General features: G+C 37.1%; 18 protein-coding genes and 1 pseudogene. 7 read left to right on the top strand and 12 right to left on the bottom strand.

Annotated features, from left to right (window positions below; genetic code table 11):
* Positions 1-98: 98 nt before the first annotated feature.
* Positions 99-1,409, top strand: coding sequence for a M20/M25/M40 family metallo-hydrolase (locus H0184_RS13350; protein WP_221826016.1), 1,311 nt, complete (start codon positions 99-101; stop codon positions 1,407-1,409).
* Between the two features lie 401 nt (positions 1,410-1,810).
* Here the strand turns inward: H0184_RS13350 and H0184_RS13345 are convergent, their stop codons facing one another.
* The 6 genes from H0184_RS13345 to H0184_RS13320 form a co-directional block, all read right to left on the bottom strand.
* Complete coding sequence (locus tag H0184_RS13345; RefSeq protein WP_221826013.1) at positions 1,811-2,479, bottom strand: Type 1 glutamine amidotransferase-like domain-containing protein; 669 nt, start codon at positions 2,477-2,479, stop codon at positions 1,811-1,813.
* A gap of 402 nt (positions 2,480-2,881) precedes the next feature.
* Positions 2,882-3,256, bottom strand: a complete 375-nt coding sequence (locus H0184_RS13340; protein ID WP_221826012.1) for a VOC family protein — start codon at positions 3,254-3,256, stop codon at positions 2,882-2,884.
* A gap of 259 nt (positions 3,257-3,515) precedes the next feature.
* Positions 3,516-3,695 (bottom strand): DUF6440 family protein, encoded by a 180-nt coding sequence (locus H0184_RS13335; RefSeq protein WP_221826011.1) that lies wholly within the window; start codon positions 3,693-3,695, stop codon positions 3,516-3,518.
* Positions 3,696-3,907: 212 nt separating this feature from the next.
* Entirely contained in the window at positions 3,908-4,174 is a 267-nt protein-coding gene (locus tag H0184_RS13330) for a CPCC family cysteine-rich protein (protein ID WP_221826006.1), read from the bottom strand.
* A gap of 168 nt (positions 4,175-4,342) precedes the next feature.
* A complete protein-coding gene (locus H0184_RS13325) occupies positions 4,343-4,903 on the bottom strand; it encodes a histidine phosphatase family protein (RefSeq protein ID WP_221825996.1) in 561 nt (186 codons plus the stop codon).
* Between the two features lie 173 nt (positions 4,904-5,076).
* Entirely contained in the window at positions 5,077-6,009 is a 933-nt protein-coding gene (locus tag H0184_RS13320) for a DUF7916 family protein (protein WP_221825994.1), read from the bottom strand.
* A gap of 436 nt (positions 6,010-6,445) precedes the next feature.
* Between H0184_RS13320 and H0184_RS13315 the strand changes: the two genes are divergently transcribed.
* The 3 genes from H0184_RS13315 (at position 6,446) to H0184_RS13305 (ending at position 9,665) form a co-directional block, all read left to right on the top strand.
* The gene (locus H0184_RS13315) at positions 6,446-7,222 is read left to right on the top strand and encodes an MBL fold metallo-hydrolase (RefSeq protein WP_221825992.1); all 777 of its coding nucleotides are present in this window, start codon (positions 6,446-6,448) and stop codon (positions 7,220-7,222) included.
* 317 nt (positions 7,223-7,539) lie between these two features.
* Positions 7,540-8,973, top strand: a complete 1,434-nt coding sequence (locus H0184_RS13310) for an MFS transporter (RefSeq protein WP_221825985.1) — start codon at positions 7,540-7,542, stop codon at positions 8,971-8,973.
* A 71-nt stretch (positions 8,974-9,044) separates the two neighbouring features.
* Positions 9,045-9,665, top strand: a complete 621-nt coding sequence (locus H0184_RS13305) for an NAD(P)/FAD-dependent oxidoreductase (protein WP_221825983.1) — start codon at positions 9,045-9,047, stop codon at positions 9,663-9,665.
* Between the two features lie 181 nt (positions 9,666-9,846).
* Here the strand turns inward: H0184_RS13305 and H0184_RS13300 are convergent, their stop codons facing one another.
* On the bottom strand, positions 9,847-10,203 hold the full coding sequence (locus H0184_RS13300; RefSeq protein WP_221825981.1) for an MmcQ/YjbR family DNA-binding protein: 357 nt from the start codon (positions 10,201-10,203) through the stop codon (positions 9,847-9,849).
* Positions 10,204-10,740: 537 nt separating this feature from the next.
* Here H0184_RS13300 and H0184_RS13295 point away from each other — a divergent pair.
* The 3 genes from H0184_RS13295 to H0184_RS13285 all read left to right on the top strand — a co-directional run bounded on the left by H0184_RS13295 (position 10,741) and on the right by H0184_RS13285 (position 14,429).
* Positions 10,741-11,187, top strand: a complete 447-nt coding sequence (locus H0184_RS13295; protein WP_221825979.1) for a PaaI family thioesterase — start codon at positions 10,741-10,743, stop codon at positions 11,185-11,187.
* Between the two features lie 125 nt (positions 11,188-11,312).
* Positions 11,313-12,683: an MFS transporter gene (locus H0184_RS13290; protein ID WP_221825978.1), complete on the top strand. Its 1,371-nt coding sequence runs from the start codon at positions 11,313-11,315 to the stop codon at positions 12,681-12,683.
* Between the two features lie 204 nt (positions 12,684-12,887).
* Complete coding sequence (locus tag H0184_RS13285; RefSeq protein WP_221825976.1) at positions 12,888-14,429, top strand: IS200/IS605 family accessory protein TnpB-related protein; 1,542 nt, start codon at positions 12,888-12,890, stop codon at positions 14,427-14,429.
* 527 nt (positions 14,430-14,956) lie between these two features.
* Here the strand turns inward: H0184_RS13285 and H0184_RS13280 are convergent.
* The 5 genes and pseudogenes from H0184_RS13280 to H0184_RS13255 all read right to left on the bottom strand — a co-directional run bounded on the left by H0184_RS13280 (position 14,957) and on the right by H0184_RS13255 (position 19,395).
* Positions 14,957-15,955 carry an NADP-dependent oxidoreductase gene (locus H0184_RS13280; protein WP_221825975.1) on the bottom strand — a complete coding sequence of 333 codons (999 nt, stop codon included), beginning with the start codon at positions 15,953-15,955 and terminating at the stop codon, positions 14,957-14,959.
* Between the two features lie 711 nt (positions 15,956-16,666).
* Entirely contained in the window at positions 16,667-17,245 is a 579-nt protein-coding gene (locus H0184_RS13270; protein ID WP_221825971.1) for a TetR/AcrR family transcriptional regulator, read from the bottom strand.
* Between the two features lie 739 nt (positions 17,246-17,984).
* Positions 17,985-18,452 carry a UPF0158 family protein gene (locus tag H0184_RS13265; protein WP_221825970.1) on the bottom strand — a complete coding sequence of 156 codons (468 nt, stop codon included), beginning with the start codon at positions 18,450-18,452 and terminating at the stop codon, positions 17,985-17,987.
* A 40-nt stretch (positions 18,453-18,492) separates the two neighbouring features.
* Positions 18,493-18,702: pseudogene (locus H0184_RS13260) on the bottom strand (DUF6366 family protein); the annotation flags it as partial.
* Positions 18,703-18,909: 207 nt separating this feature from the next.
* Complete coding sequence (locus H0184_RS13255) at positions 18,910-19,395, bottom strand: NUDIX domain-containing protein (RefSeq protein WP_221825969.1); 486 nt, start codon at positions 19,393-19,395, stop codon at positions 18,910-18,912.
* Positions 19,396-19,672 lie beyond the last annotated feature (277 nt).

Here is a 19,672-nt window from a genome sequence, read left to right as displayed (position 1 = left end):
TCCCTTTTACTCTGTCAATCTCCTTCTTTTCTTGCTGTGACAGTCAGTCACAACTGCCTTGCTATACTTCGATTATAAACAAAGAGGAGATGATGGGCATGATAAACAAAGAAATTTTATTGGCAAGACACGGACTACAAAAAGAAGATTTGATGAGATCCCTAAATGGTGAAGTATGTAATGCTTGTAAACTTTTGATTGGTACAGGGAAATTATCTCAAGAAGTCAATGACAACATTACAGATGAAGATTTTATTTCCTTTCTACAGGAATCTGCTAAAACCATCGATTCCCCTGGGCGAGGAATGCTAATTGATCCGGTCCTTGGTGATTTGCCTCTTACTGATTTTGATCCCTACATCCGTGGAGTGATCCGCTGGATGAACCAACTTGGTATTTATACGTATGGCAGCTGTGACGGGCATGGCAGAGGAGAGGCAAGAATTTATCTAAAAAACTATCCGAATGGAAAGCAGCTTGAACTATTGAAGGCTGCCATACCGCCAAGTCTACGGATCAGAATTGAAGGCAAAAATATCCGAGTATATTACCCAAAGAAGGGTCAGTCACTGTTACTTGAATTCGCTGAAAACCTATATCAAGTTTGGAAAAATCCAAGTTTTCTAAAGGACCTTCAGGCAAATCATTTTAAAGGTTTGCTACTAGAGTGCTTAAATGTTCCAGGTGTAAGCACCGACGAAAAAAGATTCTGTTCAAGGCTGCGAAATAAATTGTCTACTCTTATCGATCATTCCTTTATTGACCGGAAAGGCAATCTTCTCGGGTTTGTGGAACTTGGAGATGGTCCCACTGTTCTGCTATCTGCTCATTTGGATACCGTTGAAGAAATTGTCGAAGGAAGAGAAATTATTGAAGAAAATTTCATTCTAAGAAGCTCAGAAGGAATTCTTGGAGCCGATGACCGAGCAGGCGTTGCAGCTATTCTCGTCATCCTTTCTAGAGTGAAAAAGACCAATTTTAGAGGAACCTTGAAAGTAGCTTTTACCGTGGAAGAAGAAATTGGCTGCCTTGGATCACGTGACATTGACGCGAATTTTATCGAAGATGTGGATGCCGCGATTGTGATTGACCGACGTGGAAATAGAGATATTGTTACATCGTGGAGTAACTATGTACCGTTTTGTCCAGAAGAGTATGGCAGGTTATTTGAGAAAGCTGGCCAATTAGCTGGAATGGATGATTGGAAGATTACTGCAGGTGGCATTAGTGACGCGATGGTTTTTTCGGAGTACGGCATCCCTTCTGTTAATCTATCAGCAGGCTACCAAAATGAACACAAAGAAACGGAAACAGTTAATTACAAGTCGACATTTGAAACGGTATTGTTGGTGGAGTCGGTGCTACATCACCAATTGATTAAACAAAATAAAAACCACGTGAAAAAATAAAAGGTAAAGACTGCAGGACAGTACCTACTGGGTTTGTTTCCAGTTTATGATAGAGAAACTAGTTTTCCCAATTAGAGGATAATAAAAAATGGCAATAATAGCAGGCTTGGAGATTATATTAAAACCAGGTGTTTCCACACTCCACAAATCCAGAGTGTTTATGGGAACAAAAGTGGTGCTGGTGATTTTACAAAAAACTAACGGAATCAGTATTGACTGACTCCGTTAGGCATATCTTTCTACTTCATTAAAGCTTAAATTGAGTGCACACCTACCCAAAGGTATCAAGGCAATGGCCAGCACTTCATCTGTTGAAGCGAAGACCCAGTCAAGTGAAATCATATTTTCATTACAAGAATCTCACCTACGTTATTTGATATGTTTAGCGGCGGAAAATAATATCAGGGCGAAAACAGTTTCCAATGTCCTTCGGAGACAACTTCAACCTCTCCGTCGATCACTTTGATGGCGGTTTGATCATCAATTGCATACGCCGTCCCCTGCATCCCGGCGGCCCATCTCTCTGCATTAGCCATCGTGTTATACGGCAGCATCTCGTGATCCAAATGCGGGAACATTGCAAAATTGACAAGTCCCAGCGTTTCATCACCACCGTTGGGTGGAGTCCAGCCAACGAAGAATTCCCCGATGCTAGGGGCCATCACCATGCTCCCAGCACTCATTCCCACATAGACAGCGTGCAGCGACGGCAAGAGGTCTGCCAGCCCTGATTGCCGCATCCAATGGCACAGGTAGAGGGCGTCGCCTCCCGACACCAGCAGGACGTCCGTCTCCCGGACCAGCGGCACCCAGCGGTCTTCGTCGATGCTTGGCAGCGCTGTTAGCTCCAACACACCGACGGACTTCCAGCCCAGGCTGACCATGGGATTCTCTTCTTTCCCGCTGATGAACTCCCATGCTTTGACGCCTGGACCGACCCAGGGGTGTCCGTACATCGCGGTGGGGATGCACAGGGCACTGGAGTCGGCGATTGGCTTGCCCAGCATGTCAACCAGCGTGTCATGTATGCTTTTGTTATTGATGCCTGCAGATGTAAGTAGTAATTTCATAATCTCAACTCCTTGTCGTTACAAGCTACTATTTTTTAGTATATTCTGAAAGGTATGAACATTTAAGAATAACATATACTCGATAGCACACTGCCTACACCTTTTTGATCAGAAGCTAAATGCAAAATGAACACATTGGCTTACAAACTGCATTTTAACCCATTTTTTAATATCCCTATTCACAACGGTAACCCCTTTTTGTGTGCGGAAATCTTAAAAACGATTTTCACCTCCCCAACATTTAATAATGTTTGATGAATGATGAAAGATAATTGATAATCGTCTTTAACCTCTATCAAAATACTTCAATAAGATTCAACAAAAAGAAGCGTTAATCCTGCTTTGGTCAACGCAGCCGTTCCTTTAAGTGTGACCTTTCACATAGTTAAGTTTGTATATTTCTTACCAGTGTACTTGAAGTTTATTACCATTTGGATCAAAAAAGTGGAAATAGGCATGTCCATTATCTTCTTTTATATCCTCAACCTTAACACCATTTTCAATAAGGTGTTGATGAAATTTAGATAATTCAGGACTTGAAAAACCAATGCTAAAGGCTGGAACATTACCTATGGTAAAATGTGCAAATGTATCATCTTCAGTAGGAACTAAGATAAGTAAAAAAGGTCCCTCATTAATTTTTATAATCGCAAATGGATCCTCAGTTATGGTTATTAATTGAAGCCCTAATACATCTCTATACCATAGTGCAGACTGTTCTAAATTCTTTACAGGAATTCTAATATAATGTAGTTGTTCAATAAATGATTTACTCATAATCTACCTCTCCTTTATTCTTTCTTTTATATATAGATTCTCTCCCAATTTATAGAATTAAACTGCCCCGTTAGTGCACAACAAGCAAAAAAAAGTTGCCGAAGCAGCCACTATTCTTAAACTCTTGCACCCATAGTTTAAGTGATAATATTCACAATTGATTCTTTAGGAGAATATAAAAAGGAGCCCATCTTACTAAAAAAAAGCGCCCGATTCTGGAATAAGCCTTTACCAAATGGGCACTTTATCACAGTCTTGACTATTTTTTAAAATCCTCATCTACCAAGGGTTTTCCTTCTTGATCAACCATAACGGTTAAACCACTTCCAGCAGCATTAAGATTCAACATGTATAGAACCCCCGTCTGGTTATCACGAATAATCTTAAAAAATTCTAGCTTTCCTTGTGTATAAATAATTTCAAAACGTTTGCTATCCATTATCCCACTCTCCTTAATCCAATAATCGCTATAGTGATTCATTCATATAACGAATACAATCTGTTCCCTATTCTTAATATGGAATATGTTTTCCCATAAGAATGCACTTACTGTAATTATTTGTACGATTTTAACTTTAAAAAGTTTCAAATCAATTCCAATTCAGGAAGAATTGTTCAACAAACCTGCTTCGTTAGCTTAACAAGAAGGCTCTAATCCAATGCTTTCCAATTAGGGTCTTTTTGATCTGTAATTGATGGCTTTCTAGTATATTTAGTTTTTCTAAACTCTTTTGCACCAAATTCAATAAAGTTTTTTTGTGCCTGTCTTAACGATGGACCATTAGCCCCTCCTTCATAATCGGGATCATCGAATTGAACGGTGTCATCTTCCCAAAAGCAAATTTCACATATATCGTAAGTACCTGGTGGTTCCTCATCTAATGTTTTATATCCACAACATGGACAAGTATATTTCACCAAATCACCTCAATTTAATCATTTATATTCTTCTACTAAACGTTAGTGGAACAATAGAAAGCGATTGCCCTTCTTCGACAATTCCACCTTGATTATACAAACATGGTAGATATAACTAAAATGTTAAACGGCCTTTTCTCTTAATTCTTAAACAAATATGGCGTTCGTTCAATTACATTTCCAGATTCGATTTACTTCTTTTAGTGTCGTTCCATTAAAAGTTAATTTATAAATGTCTGGCATACTAAGTTCTTTCCAAAAACTAAAATCATATTTCTTATCAAAAAAATTCATTATTAGAACCATGATATTACCGTGTGATCCCACGATAATGTTTTTACCTTCATACCTTTCTAAAACCTTTAAAGTTGCTTCAACTCCTCGTTTCTGTGCAATAATATTGGATTCTCCACCTTCCCAAGAAAAGGCAGGCTCCTCCCAAACTTTAGTGACAGCTAAATCGAAATTCTCAACAGGACTTTCAGACAGTATCCGTTCCTTAAAACTATTCTCAATAATAACTTCTTTACCAAAAAAATCTGCGACACCTTCGACTGTTTGAACTGCCCTTTTATATGGACTTGAAATCACATAATCTATATTTTCCTCTTTTAGAATTTGAGTAATTATTTCTGTGTCAATTTGACCTTTTTCAGATAAGGGTCTTCTTAATTCTTCAGGTGTATAGGTTGAATGAGCGTGTCGAACAAAATAAAGGTTAGTTAACAAATTTACCCTCTCCCCTTTTAATTCCTTATTACTGTAAAAGGATAAATTCAATATATGTAGTTATTTTTCCTTCTTTCCCGATCCTGCACCGTACCTTCAATAAGAAAAAGCAATTAGCGAGTGAAGGACAAAAAAATCCCTTCTTATTAACAGAAAGGGAAAATACAATATTTTTATCTTAAAGCAGATGCAGCCATTCTGATATAAGTATGTCTTTTACCCCTAACCGTAATCGAAAGGGTTTGAATATTTTCAGGTAGAGCCATACCAGAATACCCAGCATCCCCGATATGAAAAATATCCGCTCCTGCTCTTTTCGAGCTTAACGCGATTGCGCGGATGGTTTCTTCATCTGCTCCTTCTTGGCTTGTGCCAATTGCAGCAAGGGTTAATGCCCCTTTATTTTTAACGTTTTCTATTGCATGGGCAAGTGTTTCCTCACGAACACCAGGGACTGTTCCGGGAGCGGGGAAAAGAATGACATCTGCCCCAGCTTCTGCAAACCGAGAAAATGCATCTAAATCAAATACACTTCCTGCTGTTCCAGCATTATGCATTTTGCCTGCTATGATTAGTCCTCCAAAATGTTTGTTCGCCAATGTAATTGCTTGTTCAATTTTCTCATTGGTTACCCCTGATTTTGGATTACCCGTTAAGCAAATGAAATCACATCCCAGTTGCTTTGCCATCTCTAATGACTTTTCAGTTGCTGTACGCCCTTCCGGCAATGAATGCAAGTTCTCTAATGCATTAGCATCCGGATCAACAGGTTCAAGATTAATGCCGACTGGAAGACCAGTTAGTTCTTTTATTTTTTGAATAATGTTTTCATCTATTTCACTGCCTGCTGCATTTGGTTGAAATATACTGTAGGAATCCACACCATTTACTTTAGGGTTCATAACATCAAACAGGTTTAGTAAAATCATATCCGCTCCGAATGCCTTCATCACTTCCGGGTTGGATACCTCAGGAAGTAAGGGTTGTGATGTCACGACCGTTTCAGCCAAAATCGTTCTTCCTTCCGCTGCACGGATTGCCTGCTTTAATTCTTCCCTACCCATTTGTCGAAAATCAGAACCTCTACAATCTAATATCCTTTTCATCTCAATCACCTCTTATATATATTCTCCTTTATATTATCTAATTGTTTCTGCTAATGAAAATTTCTAGTTTCTTTTACAAATTTCGGATAAAGTCTAAACAATTCAGCATTTCATCTTTAAAATCATGCCTTTTTATCCTATTACAATTTAAACCCAACACAGGAAGTAGCAGAAGCGAAGGAAGTTGGGAAAAAAAGGACAAGCCCGTTGAGATAAAGGAAAAACCTATTGACCACACGGCCAGCTATTTAAAAACCTTGCAAGAAGGTTTGGCAGGTGGATATACCGTAACCTTTTATCTAGCATTTACTTAACTCCTTTCATAAATAAAGTCAAACGAGCAAAACACTTTATTTACTCTATATATCGGTCAATGGGTCATATTATAGAATATAGATTGTTCAAAGCTAATTTTAAAGAAAAGGAGTTACTTATAATGAATATACAACTAATTCGAAACGCTACGCTCGTTGTTCAATATGCAGATAAAAAGTTTTTAATAGATCCCATGTTATCAGAAAAGGGAACTCTTCCACCTTTTGGACCTGGAGTAGGTTTACCCCCTGCACCAAGAGAAGACCAAAATAATCCTTTAGTAAGCTTACCAACATCCATTGATACTATTATATCTAATATTGATGCTGTCATTGTCACTCATCTGCATCCTGACCACTGGGATCATGCTGCTATAGAAGCGTTGCCAAAAGAAATTAAACTATTTTCTCAAAATGAAGAAGATGCGACAGTCATTCGAAACGCTGGTTTCAAAAATGTAGAGGTTTTACAGGATACAGTCTTTGAAGGTATACAATTAATTAAAACAAAAGGCGAACATGGTAGAGGTGAAATCTTACAGCATGCTGGGCAAGTGTGCGGCGTTGTCTTCAAACATACAAATGAAAAAACTTTATATGTAGCTGGAGACACTGTATGGTATGGTGCTGTTCAAGATGTAATCGAAACACATAAACCAGAAATTATTGTTGTAAATGGCGGAGATAATCAATTCCTAGTAGGCGGTTCTCTGGTGATGGATAAAGATGACATTTATGAAGTTTATAAGGCTGCTCCTAACGCAAAAATTATTTCTGTTCATATGGAAGCAGTTAATCATTGGACATTATCAAGAGAAGAATTAAAAGGATTTATTAATGAAAAAGGAATCTCCGATAATGTTTTAATACCAGATGATGGAGAATCCTACTCATTTTAAGGGTAAAAACGACCAGATTTCTTAATTTATCTTCGGCATGCTTAACATGTTCCTTTATTTATAAATTCTTAATATCAATTAAATTGCTCTGATTAATAGATCAGAGCTTTTGTATTTGTAGTTCAAAATAAAAAAGAGATTTTTAAAAACCCATTGACATACTATAGGGGGGTATAGTAAGGTTTTGTTGTCAGGTGATAGTATGGTTCATGATTGTTCCCTTCCTGAAGGAAGAAATATTCAAGTTATTTTTTTAAACAATATCATACTATACGGGGGTATTCTATATTACTATACGAATTGGAGGAGATTGTTTTATGTCGACGGGTTCACAGACACTTACACAAGCAGATCCTAAGCGTTGGAAAGCACTTGCATTGTTAGGTTTTGCAAATTTCATGGTTATGATGGATAGTGCCATTATTCAGGTTGCCCTTCCATCTATCAAAGAAACTCTAGGTTATTCACAAGAAAACTTACAATGGGTAATGACTGCTTTTCTAATATTCTTTGGTGGTCTTCTGTTATTAGGAGGAAGGCTGAGTGATTTATTTGGGCATCGTCGCATTTTTATGTGGGGATTTTCAATCTTAACCGTGGCTTCCCTTCTTGCAGGATTGGCTTGGGACGATGTAGTGCTTAACATCGCACGGGCAGTTCAAGGTGCTGGTTCTGCATTGATTGCACCTGCGGCTCTTTCTATTGTCATGATTCTTTTTGCTGGGAATCCGAAAGAACTAAGTAAAGCTCTTGCTTTATGGGGGCTTTCAGGGGCAGCAGGTGGTTCAATCGGTATCGTTCTCGGTGGTATCCTTACAGAATTTTTAAGCTGGAGATGGGCGTTATTAATCTATGTTCCTATCGGTATTATCATTTTACTCTTGTCGCCAGGACTATTACAAAAAGGAAAGCGAATGAGTGGACGCATTGACTATTCTGGAGCCATCTCTGTTACAACGGCATTAGTTTTATTGGTTTATGGTGTTGCAAACGCAGAGCACAGTGGTTGGGGATCATCATCAACAGTATGGTCATTGTCCGTTGGAGCTTTGTTGTTTATCATTTTTATTATAATCCAGGTTATGAAAAAAGAACCACTTGTTCCACTTCGTATATTTAAGACTCGAAACTTGTCTATCGGTAACGTTTCGCTCGTCTTGTTATCAATCGCATGGGTTCCGATTATTTATTTCCTTGTATTGTATTTACAACAGATATTGAAATTTGCTCCTTTCTCTGCAGCAATGGCTTTATTACCTGCACCAATACTCATGGCAGTATTCGTTGTTGCAGTAGCTGGAAAGGCAATGGAGAAATTCGGATTGAAGATTACTATGGTTTTCGGGTTCCTTATACTCGGCAGTTCGGGACTACTATTCTCCCTTAACACATCAGTTAATGGAACCTATTGGACAAGTGTACTATTGGCTTTATTATTAGCCGCTCTGGGAAATGCCCTTGCTTATCTGCCAGCTACCACAGCTGCAGTATCTAATGCTAAACCAGAAGAGTCAGGTCTTGCATCTGGGTTGTATAACACTACTTACCAGATTGGCTCAGCATTGGGACTAGCCATCATGGTTGCAATTGCTGGGTCGACAACTGCCTCTAGTGTCGCAGGAGACCCAATTGTCGCTTTAAATGAAGGTTTTCAACAAGCATTTTTATGGTCTGGTATAGCTGCGTTTATAGGCGTTGTATTATCACTTCTGTTTGTCCGTTCACAAAAACAAGAAGAATCAAACGATTAGCCCCACGTTGCTGTAATTAGCTTTGTGTATCTAAGAGTCATGTTGTAATTAATTAACAGGGAGAAATTAATATGGGGAATGAAGTTAAAAAGATAAAGCTCGCCGTAAATGGAGGAATAAGCTTTGGGGCAAAACTTAACAATAAGCAGCTTTTGACAATTTCTAAATATATGAGTGAAAATGAGGAACTTGAATTAACCACATTTCAGCAACTCTATATAGAAATACCTGAAGATAAACAAACAAAAATCACGGAAGAGTTCAAAAGTGTAGGATTGGAATGTTATCCAGTTGGAAACTTCGTAAAGAGCTTAAGAACCTGCAATTTTTGTAAGGGTGAAGAAGAGGAAGGCATGGCAGTGGCGAAAGAATTAAATCGCCGTATCGCTGGTAAACCTGTCCCCTTCACCCTTAAGGTTGCATATACAGGGTGTCCAGTTGGTTGCGGAGAACCAATGTTAAGCGACATAGGTGTTATGAAAGTTAAAGAACACTACAACATTTATGTTGGGGGCAAAGCCAAAGGGAAAGATGCCGTAGTAGGCTCATTATTGAAGGAGAATCTAACACCAAATGAGTTGTACTACGCAGTAGAAAAGATAATTGATTTATATACACAAATGGGTAAAAAACGTGAGACATTTTATAAATTTTTAACACGGATAGGTTGTGACCAATTAAAAAGTCAATAAAAATTTAAAAATTTTTGTTTGTTCCTTTTCTATAATAAAACTGGCTTGACGTTTCTAACGTCAGGCTTTTTTTGTGTAAAATAACAGAAACCCTTATTAAGTTAAACTTCCCCGTTAGAGTTCACAATATTAGTAAGTTCCATAGAAAAAGGCATAAATCCTTCCTGCTGAATCAATGACTTTACTTTTTGAAATTAACTTTTCTATTACTTTTTTTAGTTAATATATAGCTTTGTTTTATCATTTCGTAAATTTCTTCCTTTGGAACAGTACCGTCAAGAATTATCGAATTCCAATGCTCCTTATTAAGATGAAATGCAGGAACTACCGAATTATAAATCTGACGCCAATAATCCAAAAAACCAGGTTCACATTTCACATTAATCCAAGTAAGGCCATCTCTTTCAAAAATCCACGCAAACACTTTCTTGTTATCTATATGTCGCATTAACGTCCAATTCTTATCGCGAAATGGATAATCTTCATATGTATTACCAATCTCCAAACAGTAACCGATAGCTTCCTCTCTATTTTTCATTGTTAACCTCTTCTCTAACCTAATAACTTGCTAGTTTTTTAATATAGCTGCATCCTTAATTATAACCCTTGGGCCCTTTATTACACTAGTCGAGTATAAGAGAGCCTTTCTACCTTACGGTAAATTGTACTCCTCCCCCCTCACAGAACCGACCCCTTACTATTTGAATAGTTTAAATATTCTTTACTGACCTTTCTAAAAATGATAAAATTTTTAAAAAAGGGGGGACAAAGAAGTTGCTGACTGGATTAGTAAAAGCTTTAGTAAGACAGAATCATTTATATACGAACTACTATTGCAGGGGCAAATACGTGAAGAAATATCCGATCAACTTGATATAAAAAAATTAGCTGAATTTATTCATAATTCACTTATCGGGTTAAGAGTATTAGCCAAAACAACGATAGATAAAGAGAAACTTCAAAACATCATTGATTCGACTTTAACGGTATTAGATTACCATTTTTAGAATGAACGTTCTAAAAATGTAATGATTTTGTTCAATCTTTTTTATTTTTAATATGGAGGGTGAAAAGAATGAATCATTTAGAGTTTTTGAAGAAAATGGCAAAGGGCGAAATACCAGGTTCGCCGGCTTCAGAGGTAATCGGTTTTCACATAACAGATGTTGAGGAAGGGAAGGTTGTGATTGAAATGGATGCCACAGAAAGATTACACAATCCGATGGGTACACTACATGGAGGGATATTATGTGACATATCCGATGCCGCTATGGGCTATGCATTTGTAACTACATTAGCTGAGGACGAACTTTTTACGACGATCGAAATTAAATTAAATTTCCTAAAACCTATTTTTAAATCTAGACTTCGAGCTGAGGGAAAGTTAATAAAAAAAGGTTCATCAGTCGGATTGCTGGAGTGTCATGTATATGATGAAAAACAAAGTCTTGTGGCACATTCTACAAGTACATGTATGATTTTGAAGGGTAATTCCGCCGGAAAAAGATTGAAAATAGATTAATATAACTAATCTCACGTAAAAAAAAATCCATTAAAGTAAGATCCATAAAGTTTTAGCTATCATTTAGCTAGTAGTACGATGTAAAGTGCATTTTTATCAATATTAAAAAGGTAAGGTGGGAACTAATGCCTTCTATTCTAACGGCTCCTTCCAAAATGGAAAGCACGGTGCAATTACAAGAGAATAAACTCATTTTAATATGGAGTGTTACCACTTTGCTTGTTGTAATGAATACAACCATGTTTAATGTTGCATTACCCTTTATTCTTAAAGACTTATCCTTAAGCTCATCCTTGGGCTCATGGCTGGTATCAGGTTATTCCATCATGTTTGCCATTTCAACCCTAACTTTTAGTCGCCTATCTGATTTTGTTCCCCTCTCAAGACTTCTACTCCATGGAATTTGCCTATTAGGAATATCATCAGTCATCGGTTTCTTTTCAACTAATTTTTTTATCTTATTAGGAGTTCGAATTCTTCAAGCAGCTGGAGCAGGAGCCGTTATGGGATTAAGTATGATCATGGCTGGGCGGTATATCCCACTATCAAGGCGTGGAAAAGCGATGGCGATTATTGCTTCAGCTGCCTCTTTGGCCTTTGGGTTGGGTCCTGTACTAGGGGGAGTGATTACTCAATACTTAGGATGGAATTATCTTTTCGTTGTCACTATTTTTTCTGTCCTGTCTATTCCTTTCTTCCTAAAGTTATTGCCTAATGAGGTAATTAAAAAAGGACATTTCGATTTATTCGGTGCTATTCTTACGGGGCTTAGTGTAACAGGTCTATTACTTTTTCTATCTACATTTTCGTATGGGATACTATTAGGAACAGTCGTTCTTTTTGCGGTATGTTGGAAATATCTTAATAAGACGGAAGAATCGTTTATTCCACTATTCCTTCTTAGAAATAAGCAATATACAAAGCTCCTTCTTATTAATTGTTCTGCTTTTTTCATTAACTTTTCACTTCTGTTTTTAATGCCTATTATTCTCACAACTGTATTCGGAAAAGAACCAGCAGAGCTAGGACTGATGATTTTTCCAGGTGCCATTATCGCCATGGTTGCTGGCATATATATAGGAAGATTCATTGACCGTTTTGGGAATGCACCCTTAATTATTTTTGGGCAGTTATTGTTATTAAGCGCCTCAATCTTATTTGCATGGTTCTCTTCTGCAAATCCCTATTTTATCCTTTTCATTTATATGTTTGCTAGCGTTGGCTTTACGGCAATTTCTTCAAGTATATCGAACGAGATAACAAGGATCTTGCCCATCAATCAAATTGGTTCGGGGATAGGAATCGGCCAATTATTGCAATTTTTCGGTGCGGGTCTCGGAGTGACTATTTCTGGATTACTCATAACCATTCAAGAAGGTTTATCTTTGGAAATGGTTTATCGACATATTTTTATTTGCTTCTCGATTATTAACATTATGACTGGTTTCATATACGGCTTCTATCTTCGAAGAGCTAGGTTAAAGGAGCAAAGTTAAATTCTTCATCGATTGAATAGAAATAGGACCCATAATAGGTTTCCAGCACTCTTTCAAGGGTTAACAGCAGTTTCAATATATGTAGACAATAATAGACATTAGTGCTAATTTGTGTATCTTAATACTAAATACTTGAAAAAGGTAAAGAAAAATAAGACAATAGATTTTAGAACAAATGTTCCTGGTTCTATTTGGAGGTGCTGAATGATTCAAACCTATCAAACAAAATTAATAAACATTTCATTTCATAATGGTCTGTCATCATACATGTACCTTCAAGAATATGCAGACTACTTTGGTAGGCTGGAGCGAGAGCTTTTTGTTCAGTCTCACATAAAAGGTGTTTCGTCCTCCAGCCTAAAAAAGACCTTTCTAACACGATTTGGAATCACAGCCCGACAATTCAATTCTTTGAAAATGCAGCTGGACGGAAAAGTCTCTTCCTTGATTGAAAAAAGAAAGTTGGATATCAAGGAACTTGAATCCAAAACGACTTATCTGCACAAAATCATTGACAAGAAAACTACACAAAAAGAACAACTTCATCAAAAACTCCAGGACACTTCACTAACCCATCCATTATTTTCGAAACTGGTTAAGAAGTATCGTAATCTTAAGTTTTACCTTCATCAAAAAAAACGCAGACTGAGGAATCTCCAACAAAAGTTGGAAAAGTTGAAGATAGACGTCAAAAATAAAAAGATTCGTATCTGCTTTGGCTCAAAGAAACTGTTTCACAAACAATTCCATTTGGAAGAAAACCAATACAAGGATCATCAAGAATGGCAAAAAGACTGGACTGAAGTGCGCAGCTCCCAATTTTTGGTCATCGGGTCTAAGGATGAATCATTTGGTAACCAGACTGCTACCTATGATTGGAAGAACATATTGAGGCTGCGTGTTGCGAATCTTTTCACCGATAAATATGGTAGATATATAGAGTTTCATGATGTGATTTTTCCATACGGACAAGAGTGGCTAGATAAAGCGAAAGTTCCTTACATGGGTTATACCCGGAGTGGACGAAAACAAAAGTACTACACTTCTGTTACCTATCGTTTTATCAAGAGGGAAAAAGGATGGTATGTTAACGCTTCAGTTGAACGGGAAACACCTAAGGTGGGGACCTCGAATCTAACTGGACTTATCGGAATCGATATGAATGCCGGATTCTTCGCCATTTGTGAAATTGATCGGTTTGGGAACCCCATTAAAAATTGGTCGATTAAAGTCCCTATGTATAGCCGAAGAAAAGACCAGATAACCGCCTCCATGAGTGATGCCATAAAGGAAGTCCTAGAATACTCGGTCTTGGTCCATAAGGATGTCGTCATCGAAAAGCTGGATTTTTCCAAGAAAAAGGATCAGCTGCGAGAACAAGGTCCTGCCTATGCCCGCATGCTTTCAGGGTTCTCCTATTCCACGTTCCGGCAATTGATAGAGATGAAGGCCAAAAAACTTGGAGTAAAAATAATGCGGGTTAATCCAGCGTATACAAGCCAAATCGGGCAAATGAAATTTATGGCACGGTATGGGTTAAGTTCTCACGCATCTGCCGCTTGCATGATCGCAAGAAGAGGTTATCGTTTCAAGACAGAAAAACCTAAGTATAACACCATCCTGTCATTACCAAAAAATCTGAAACTACAGCAATCAAACTTCCAAAAATGGAGAACCATCACCACCCATTTGAAAAAAGAGTATTTATTCCAAGATAAAATTGAAATATTAAAGGCAGATCGTTAAAGTAAAAAAATTGGAGCAACGCTTCCTTTTTACCTGTAAGGAATCAAAGACCACGTACTCCAATTTATGGATGAAATGATTGACCAGCGTGGCTAACAGCCTTTCTAGAGTATCATTTGGTATCCTATTCTGTGTTTTTTGTGTTAAACATGGGACTGTGACGGGAACGATGAAGTTTAAAGTAGTCAATAGACTCCTTTTTACGGATGTTTTCATTCTAGAATTAGGGCGTGATTCCCTAACGCGATTCGCAAAAAACTCTGTTCGTTTGGCGTGCTAAGTAGAATATTAATTATTTCTATTTAGAACATATAGATACTAATATCCATGGATGTCTATATTTTTAGGAACGGTGCTGTTTTATTTCCAAAGAAGGTTAATAAATCATTTTTTCAGTTGTGAGTCGTCTCATAATTGAACTTTTCCGTTTGCGAAATAAATTAAAAGCTACCCTATTGGTAGCTGGAATTATAAAAGGAAAGCACCTTATAGTTTACAAGAGTTCTTCCACGTACTTAAATTTTAGATTAGAAGGTTACAATTACTTTGCCTTGTGAGTGTCCAGTAGAAACTTTTATTAATGCTTTGTTAATGTCATTAAAATTATAAATTGAATCAATAGAGGGCGTGATATTTTCTTTTTCAACAAGGTTAGTGATTTTTTGTAATTGACTGCCATTGGCTTGCACGAATAAAAAGTGATATTCATTTTTATGTTTACGTGCTAAAGAATCTATACGAGCACCCACTAAACCAAACAATAGTTTTTTCCACACTGGAAAATTATTTTTAACCGCAAAGCGATAATTAGGTACGGCTTTTAATGATACTAATTTCCCTTGAGGCTTTAAAATAACAAGTTCTGCTTTTATCTCTTTTGCTCCCAAGGTGTCAATAACGTAATCTATATCAGATAAAATGTTGGCATAGTTTTCCTCATGGTAATTTATGAATTTATCAGCGCCAATTGACAGTGTACGGGATCTACCTCTTTCACTGCCGCTTGTTATAACATATAACCCCATTGATTTGGCGATGGGGATTGCCATAGCACCAAAGCCGCCGGTTCCTCCAGGGATAAATACCTTTTTGTTAGGCTGAGCATTGAGTACGTCATTTAATGCTTGATAAGCAGTCAAAGCAGTGAGAGGAACAGCGGCTGCTTCAATAAAGGATAGATTTTTAGGCATTATGGATATAGCATCTTCATTGACGACCGCATATTCAGCAAAAGCTCCAATTTGATTAACTGGCAACCTCGTATAAATGTGGTCACCAACGCGGAAGTTCTTAACATCTTTTCCAACAGCCTCAATAACTCCAGATAGTTCATTTCCTAAAGTTAATGGTAAATCATAATCAGAAATCATGCGAATACTACCATTTAAAATAAGGATATCTAATGGATTAACACCTGCTGCTTTAACTTTAACGAGTACCTCCCTGCTATTAAATTCTGGTATTTTAACATCATTCAAATACACTTGAATTTCTTTTGTATATTTCTGCATTTGAGCAGCTCTCATTTTTTCATCCTCTTCCTCTACAATTTTTTGTGATTTTTCATTGAAATGCAATCTCTAACGTTGAATGTAAGTGACTCAAAACAAAAACCAGTGCTTGAAGGGATATATGCCCAAGAATGCATCTAACACTGCAAATACACCTAATTCACGCCTCAAGTCACTGTATTAGTAATTTGTATTAGGAGAGATGTGGGTATATCGCAGATACACCACCAGCAAAAACTCTTTGGATATTTCGGCTCACGTCATCGGCAACAATTTCAAAGCTGTCGGAGTCTGGATAGAAATTCAAGTGCTAAATGGCGGCCAAAACCTCGGTTCGCCCCGGTTACAAATACGACTTGTTCAGATATTTCCATTTTTATGTGCTCCTTTTAACATTTATTTTGGTACAACAAAATGTCTTTCTCCTAAAACTACGCAAGTAATCATTTCCTTAAGGAGAAGTTTTGGGCATGGCAAGAATTGTTATATGGGAATGGTCATTCTAAAAAGCACAATGGAATATCCCTTCATGGAGAAATTTTTAAGTGAGGCAAGAATCATATACAAGAACGATCATTCTAAAAAACACAAAAGAAAAATCTCTTCAAGGAGAGAGCTTAAGCAAGGCAAGACTCATATATGAGAACAATCATTCTAAAAAATGCAAAAGCATTGATATCTACATAGAGAAAGCTTTACTACAGTTCAGACTTTCTCTTATAGGAACTATTTATCTAAAAGTTTTATTGATAAATTGGCTATACGATGTAATTTTTCTTTGGGAATGGAGGTTCTTGTCATTACCCTTAACCCTACACACACAGTATGCAGATGTTCCGCCAGTTCGCCGGCATCATACTCTGAAGTAAATTCTCCCTCTTCTTGCCCCCACAGAATAATATCCTTGAGTAGCTGCTCTGATAGTGTGAACGATTCAGTGGACTTTGAATCCACATCAGCATCGCGCATTGCCAATTCCACCGCCGAATTCACCATTAAACAGCCTGAAGGAGAGTTTTCTTCACCATATATCATGAAACTAAAAATAAACTGAAGAGCCTCCGCTGCATTCTTGGAGCGTTTAACTTCTCCCGTAAGCTCAGCACTGACTTTATCACGAAATCGATCCATAGCTTTCAAAAACAGCGTATGTTTGTCGCCAAATGTATCATACAAACTTCTGCGATGGATTCCCATATGCTCGACCAGATCGGTCATGGATGTCTTCTCATAACCTTGTTCCCAAAAGAGCTTCATCGCCTTTTCTAATACTACGTTCTCTTCGAATTCTTTACTTCTTGCCATTTTATTTTCCTCCTCCCATAGGCACTATAACATATTGAGAACGAACGGTAAAGAAAGCAACCTCATAATATTTATTCCAAATATTATCAAATGTAGTGAAATTACCGAAATTACCTATAGCTCAAATAAGAACACTCCACAATCACTTCTAAATTTTATCTGTCAGCATAACCTAAATCCCTTGATCATATGATCCCAAGAATCTTACCAAAGACTGATTTTTAAGGAGAACATACTTTTGTGAAATTTACATAAACAGCACCACAAATTGGTACACAGGATATAAGTAAGAAAGTAGTCATATTTCTATCACCTTAACATTTTTAAGAGTATTATTCCCATTCCTTATTGAACTAATCTTTCACTTATATATAGAATCCACAACAAAACATTGATATGGTGCACCCTTTATCATTGTTTATATGTATCCATAAAGTAGGTGTTTAAGGACTTGACTTGGAGCCTCTGTGGTTACGATTTGTCTTGAAAGGCTGAAACTAAGTTTCCATCTGGCAAACGAGCCTATCATACCCACCTCCCCAAGTAAATCCTATCGTTGTTTACGTTGAAAACTATAATTAATTACTATATATAATGCTTCTACAAAGATACAACTTTGGCATTTTTCATATCTTTACTTTCGTTGATTACGGTGGAAAATCATACTACATAGAACTGCTTCGTTAGTTCAATAAGAAACGTGATTACTATTTATTTTATTAAGCACCTCCTGTTTACTCTATTCAATAAAGTCTATTTTATTTTCCCGGCACCATTCAATCGCAATTTGTTTATAACACTCGTCTCGGTAAGAATACCATTGGTCTTCTAATCCAAAATCTATAATTTTGTCCTTAAATCTTCTAAAGGCACCCTTTCCCTTAATTGCCTTATATAAAGAATCCTGCTTTCGTTGATCACTCATTGTTAAGCAAAAGTTTTCTATTATCTCATATTCATTCACATCATTTTTAGTAGGTAAATCTATATAGTCTTCAAAGTTTTCCACCACTTCAATTGCCAGCATTCTATTTTCACGATCCCATTCAGGTAAATGATCAATTGGTTGTTCGTCCTCAGCAGCTCTCAGGTCCTCCGAGGTCACTATCACTATTTCACCAGTTTTAATATTTAGTAAAGAACGTGATTCTTCAAACTGTATTTCCATTTCCTCAATAATATCTTTTAGTTTGACTTTTAAACTCATTTTTAGATCCCCTTTTTGATATTTTTTTCTAAAGCACCCGTTACTTTAAGAAGATTGAAGCAATTATAGCTCCAATTATGAGTACAAGAATAAGGATACCTGTACCTTTCCAACCTAAACTGCCTACTAAATCAACAAGACTACCTGTGTTTGCCCTGTTAAAGGCATCGTTCAGATTGCCCGTTGGATTGCCTTTTAATTCTTGTTGTCTTAATCTCTCTCTTTTTCGTTCAGGAGTTTCTTTGTTTTCTTACACTTAAAGACCCCCTATGAATTAAACAATCATTCTTTATATATTTAACCACAAATAACCATTAACCTTGTTGAACTATTTGCTTCGTTAGTACAACAAGAAAAAAAGACCGCCGCAGCAGTCATTCTTGAGCACAAGCACCATTAATATGGTAAGGACATTAGTACAAACAAGGAAAATTTCAATTACTGTCTTATGTATGAATTACTTCTTTTCTAATCGGAGTCTGTCTAGGCTATAATCCTCAATTAATTCGATATTCCTTTGGTTTTTAATATATTCTTTTATTTGCTTATTAATATTCGGAATCAGCAAAATGGAGTCTAATTCTTCTAAAGGGACCCATTTAACGCCCGATTGATGAGGATCTGGATTTTGAGGTAATCGTGGTATTGAATTATTCTTTATTGTACATTCAAAAATGAGGTGCAATCCGTGCTTCTCATTGACGTTATAATTTCCAGACTGTTTATGCGGGGGAAACTCATAAATTAATGCTAACGGACCCACATCAACTTGTGCTGTAGTTTCTTCTAACACCTCTCTAGCAACACCCTCTAATATCGTTTCACCTGGCTCAAGTCCGCCACCAGGTAAATTATAATGAATCCCATTATCATCATACTCAACTAAAAGGACAGAATTATTTTCGACTATTAGCCCTGTACATCGTATTCTAACGTGTGACAAGTCTTCACCTCATTTGTTCTTTTGGATACTGATAATTCCTATGCAAGGTAACATATTTCGGTTGATACCTCTTAAACTGAGCTCTACATATATATTCGTCTTATTTATGAGTATAACCTTCTTGAGCTAAACTGCCCCGTTCGTATTATAAGGTTAGCCAGAATGCTAAATATTTCTGGTTGACCTTATTTTTTATGGTCTTATTATATCAGTAGCCAGGGTAGAACGTAACTGCCCGTGGGGCTTCGACCCCGTCAGCTAAACCGTTCGCCCCCTA

It is taken from the genome of Neobacillus niacini (genome assembly GCF_019749295.1).
GTDB lineage: Bacteria > Bacillota > Bacilli > Bacillales > Cytobacillaceae > Neobacillus > Neobacillus niacini_D.
The sequence above is the reverse complement of the archived record's forward strand: the minus strand, read 5'-3'. Positions and strand labels throughout refer to the sequence as shown.

What these genes read in the sequence shown, in the direction of transcription:
- H0184_RS13300 (WP_221825981.1), bottom strand. Translation starts at nt 10,203, where the DNA reads ATGAAAAATAGAGAGGAAGCTATCGGTTACTGTTTGGAGATTGGTAAT.
- H0184_RS13335 (WP_221826011.1), bottom strand. Translation starts at nt 3,695, where the DNA reads ATGGATAGCAAACGTTTTGAAATTATTTATACACAAGGAAAGCTAGAA.
- H0184_RS13285 (WP_221825976.1), top strand. Translation starts at nt 12,888, where the DNA reads ATGATTCAAACCTATCAAACAAAATTAATAAACATTTCATTTCATAAT.
- H0184_RS13345 (WP_221826013.1), bottom strand. Translation starts at nt 2,479, where the DNA reads ATGAAATTACTACTTACATCTGCAGGCATCAATAACAAAAGCATACAT.
- H0184_RS13265 (WP_221825970.1), bottom strand. Translation starts at nt 18,452, where the DNA reads ATGAGTTTAAAAGTCAAACTAAAAGATATTATTGAGGAAATGGAAATA.
- H0184_RS13270 (WP_221825971.1), bottom strand. Translation starts at nt 17,245, where the DNA reads ATGGCAAGAAGTAAAGAATTCGAAGAGAACGTAGTATTAGAAAAGGCG.
- H0184_RS13350 (WP_221826016.1), top strand. Translation starts at nt 99, where the DNA reads ATGATAAACAAAGAAATTTTATTGGCAAGACACGGACTACAAAAAGAA.
- H0184_RS13305 (WP_221825983.1), top strand. Translation starts at nt 9,045, where the DNA reads ATGGGGAATGAAGTTAAAAAGATAAAGCTCGCCGTAAATGGAGGAATA.
- H0184_RS13310 (WP_221825985.1), top strand. Translation starts at nt 7,540, where the DNA reads ATGTCGACGGGTTCACAGACACTTACACAAGCAGATCCTAAGCGTTGG.
- H0184_RS13290 (WP_221825978.1), top strand. Translation starts at nt 11,313, where the DNA reads ATGCCTTCTATTCTAACGGCTCCTTCCAAAATGGAAAGCACGGTGCAA.
- H0184_RS13315 (WP_221825992.1), top strand. Translation starts at nt 6,446, where the DNA reads ATGAATATACAACTAATTCGAAACGCTACGCTCGTTGTTCAATATGCA.
- H0184_RS13280 (WP_221825975.1), bottom strand. Translation starts at nt 15,955, where the DNA reads ATGAGAGCTGCTCAAATGCAGAAATATACAAAAGAAATTCAAGTGTAT.
- H0184_RS13320 (WP_221825994.1), bottom strand. Translation starts at nt 6,009, where the DNA reads ATGAAAAGGATATTAGATTGTAGAGGTTCTGATTTTCGACAAATGGGT.
- H0184_RS13340 (WP_221826012.1), bottom strand. Translation starts at nt 3,256, where the DNA reads ATGAGTAAATCATTTATTGAACAACTACATTATATTAGAATTCCTGTA.
- H0184_RS13295 (WP_221825979.1), top strand. Translation starts at nt 10,741, where the DNA reads ATGAATCATTTAGAGTTTTTGAAGAAAATGGCAAAGGGCGAAATACCA.